Source organism: Saccharomonospora halophila 8, assembly GCF_000383775.1.
Classification (GTDB): domain Bacteria; phylum Actinomycetota; class Actinomycetes; order Mycobacteriales; family Pseudonocardiaceae; genus Saccharomonospora; species Saccharomonospora halophila.
Map to the genome: position 1 here is coordinate 1 of NZ_KB912553.1, position 3,150 is coordinate 3,150.

The window sequence follows — 3,150 nt, forward strand, 5'->3', positions numbered from 1 at the left end:
CCGCCCTCCGGGCGGTGTCCTCGCCGCCGCGCTCCGGGCGGTGTCGGCCCCGCTGCCCTCCGGGTCGTGTCGACGCCGCGACCGGCCGGTAGTGTCTCGACCGGACGCCGACAAGCCACCGCGCCGCCGACACCGTCGGGGGTGGTGGACGGAAGGGAACACCGTGGACCGATGCGCCGTGCTGGTCGATGCGGGATACCTGCTGGGCGGAGCGTACACGCTGCTCACCGGGCGCCGGAGCGACCGCAGCCGGTTGCGCCCCGAGTACTCCGCGTTGATCGAGGCGATCCGGGTCCGCGCGGAGGGGGAGACCGGGCTGCCGGTGTTGCGGATCTACTGGTACGACGCGGCGTTCCAGCGACAGCCCACGTCCGAGCACCGCGCGCTGCGCGGGTTGCGGGATGTGAAGGTGCGCCTGGGCAACCTCGTCGTCCGCGGCGAGGGGCCGCCGCAGCAGAAGGGGGTCGACGCCGAGCTGCACGCCGACCTGGTGACACTGGCGCGGCACCGGGCGGTGGCCGACGTGATCCTCGTGACCGGCGACGAGGACCTGTGTGTGCCCGTGGAGAAGGCCCAGGAATACGGGGTCCGGGTGCATCTGTGGGCCGTTCCGACGTCGAGCTCGTCCACGAATCAGTCCCCCGAGCTGGTCGCCACCGCCGACCGGCGCACCGTGCTGGAGCGCGCCTGGATCGACGACCACTTCACCGTCGGTCGGGAGCCCTACGCCGCGGTGTCGGTGCTGCCCCGGCCCCCGGGCACGGGGGACCCGGTCCGGGAGACCCCGGTGGACACCGACGATTCGGCCCCGGTGACGGACGACCCGGCTCCGGGGAGCCAGGGCGACACGGCTCCGGCGGTCCCGGACGACCACACGGAGCGGGGGGCTGCGGACGAGGAGCCGGACCGGGTGGACACCACCCAGCGGACGAGCGACCCGGGGACGAGCGGAGCCGGCGGAACCGTGGCGGAGGACGCGGCCGGGGACGGCGACGGGGAAGGCGTGCCGGGAACCACGGATGCCGGGAGTGTCAACGGCGGGAGCGGTCCCGTTCCGCCGTCCCCGGTCACCGTGGCGTCCGTGCGCGGCGCCGCTCCCCGGGCGCCCGGAACGGGCCTGACGGCACCACGGCACGCCGCCGACCCGTTCGAGGTGGGCCGCGAGTACGGCACACGCTGGTGCCGCCGGGCCCTGCCGGAGGAGTACGACGAGATCGCGCCGGACCGTCCGCGCATCGCCGCCGCCATCGACCGGGACCTGCTCCGGACCGCGGAACGCCGGGGTGTGGACACCTGGTCCGACGAGCAGGCCAAGTTCGCGGTGCGGGACGGCTTCTGGCGCGGTGTCGATTTCGTGCGGGACCTCGACGAGGTCGGCAGTGAACGCGACGACGACCCCGCCCCCGGGCGTGGGGACGGTACGGGCGGGGACGGCGACGGCTGAGCCCGGCCGCCCGGTGTCGGGCCTGCGGGTACACGCCGGGTTCGACACCGCGGCCCGGTCGGTTGAGGGCGTGGCGCGTCCGCGGCGTCAGTGCAGTGCCACCGTCAGCAGCATCGCCGCGTCGGTGACGGCGTGCACGGAGTGCCGTTCCGGTGGGAGGGTGGCGAGGTCACCGTCGGAGACCTGCCACTGCCTGCTCGGCGTGCGCAGCAGCACCGTGCCCGAGAGCACGTGCAGCGTGCCCGCGCTCGGGGAGTCGTGCTCGGCCAGTTCCGTCTCGGCGGTCATCGCGATCAGGGTGCTGCGCAGCGTGGTGCCGGACACCAGTGTGCGGGCCGTCCGGTGGGAGTGGGCAGCCCGCGCCTCGTCGAGCAGTTCGGTGGCCAGCGCGCCGGTCGCGGTGACGGTGGAGTGGTCGGTCACGGTGTTCGCTCCCATCCTCGGTGGGGTGCTGGTGTCCGTCACCGTAGCCGGGCCCGGCCCGTCCCGACACGGGAGAGGCGCTCGGCGTCGTGCCCGGGACGAAGTGCTCTTGTCCCGGCCGGGGCGGGGATCCTTGACTGGGCTGAGGGCGCGCCCGTTCGGCGCCGCCCATGTGGAGAGGACGGGGGCAGACCGTGGAACACCAGGCGAAGTGGACGATGGAGATCGCCGTCGACGAACACGACGACCGTACCCGGGCCGAGGCGACACTGCGAACCGATTCCGGGTCGACCAGGCGGGGCATGGGCGTGGCCCGGCGCAATCCGCGGGACACCGATGTCCCCGAGATCGGGGACGAACTCGCGGTCGCGCGTGCACTGGCCGACCTGTCGCACCAGTTGATCGAGGCGACCGCGGAGGACATCGAGTCGGTGACACACCAGCCCGCCCACCTGGTCGAGTAGGGACCGTGGCCTGCGGAGGGCACACGCCCGGGATCCGGCCGGTGACCGACGGAGACAGGTCCCCGGTTCGGGTTGTGTCCCGCCACCATCGGGTAATCACCCCGGAAGCCGCACGGCACCGACACGGGTGACCGCCGGACGGGTCGGGGCCGGAACCCGGTCCGGTCGGTCCGGGCCCGGACCGTGCCGGTGACCTCGCAGGGGACACCGTCGGGGGGAGGGACCATGTCGACGAGCCACACCCGGGACCCGGCCGAGCTGGTGGCCCAGCAGCTGGCGGCGGTGGTCATCGCCGCCCTGCGTCCGGACACCGCCGCGGACGACCGGGGGCCCGATCCCAGGATGATCGGTCTGGCGGTGCGCAGGCTGGGTGACGAGTTCGGTGCGCTGCTGCGCGGATTCGAATCGGCCACCGACGAGCGGGCGGTCGACAGCGCCGTCGATCGGGCGGCGCGCTTGGCCACCCACATCATGCTCTCCGGGCAGCCGCACGCCGACCGCACCGCGGACGGGCCCCGCGCGCACGCCACGGATGCCGTATGACCGAGGTCGACGCACCGGCCGGCTGGGAGACCGAGCTGTTCGGCGAGGCTCTCGCGTCGGCGCCGTCCGTGCTCAACACCCAGCCCTGGACGCTGCGTGTGCTGCCCGACCGGGTGGAGCTGAGCGAGCGCACCGACGTGGTGCTGCCGTTCCACGACCCCACGGGCCGGGACCGCACCATCGCGTGCGGGGCCGCCGGGATGAACCTGGAGCTGGCGCTGCGGGCGGTGGGGCGCTCGGTCCGGCGCACGCTGTCGCCCGAGCCGGACGACCCCG

At 74.3% G+C, this 3,150-nt stretch carries 4 protein-coding genes and 1 pseudogene; 4 read left to right on the forward strand and 1 reads right to left on the reverse strand.

What is annotated here, in order from left to right; translation table 11 throughout:
- Positions 1-163 precede the first annotated feature (163 nt).
- A complete protein-coding gene (locus SACHA_RS21690) occupies positions 164-1,444 on the forward strand; it encodes an NYN domain-containing protein (protein WP_198010134.1) in 1,281 nt (426 codons plus the stop codon).
- Between the two features lie 87 nt (positions 1,445-1,531).
- On the opposite strand, the gene SACHA_RS0111535 is transcribed toward SACHA_RS21690, so the two are convergent.
- Positions 1,532-1,867, reverse strand: a complete 336-nt coding sequence (locus tag SACHA_RS0111535; protein WP_028663099.1) for a cupin domain-containing protein — start codon at positions 1,865-1,867, stop codon at positions 1,532-1,534.
- Positions 1,868-2,061: 194 nt separating this feature from the next.
- On the opposite strand from SACHA_RS0111535, the gene SACHA_RS0111540 reads away from it, so the two are divergent.
- The 3 genes and pseudogenes from SACHA_RS0111540 to SACHA_RS25365 form a co-directional block, all read left to right on the forward strand.
- Positions 2,062-2,331 carry a DUF1876 domain-containing protein gene (locus tag SACHA_RS0111540; RefSeq protein WP_019809858.1) on the forward strand — a complete coding sequence of 90 codons (270 nt, stop codon included), beginning with the start codon at positions 2,062-2,064 and terminating at the stop codon, positions 2,329-2,331.
- A gap of 225 nt (positions 2,332-2,556) precedes the next feature.
- Entirely contained in the window at positions 2,557-2,874 is a 318-nt protein-coding gene (locus SACHA_RS0111545) for a hypothetical protein (RefSeq protein WP_019809859.1), read from the forward strand.
- A pseudogene (locus SACHA_RS25365) lies at positions 2,871-3,150 on the forward strand (Acg family FMN-binding oxidoreductase); the annotation flags it as partial. The gene SACHA_RS0111545 and the pseudogene SACHA_RS25365, both read left to right, overlap by 4 nt.

Excerpts from the sequence above, each read along its gene's own strand:
- SACHA_RS0111545 (WP_019809859.1), top strand. The coding sequence starts at position 2,557 with ATGTCGACGAGCCACACCCGGGACCCGGCCGAGCTGGTGGCCCAGCAG.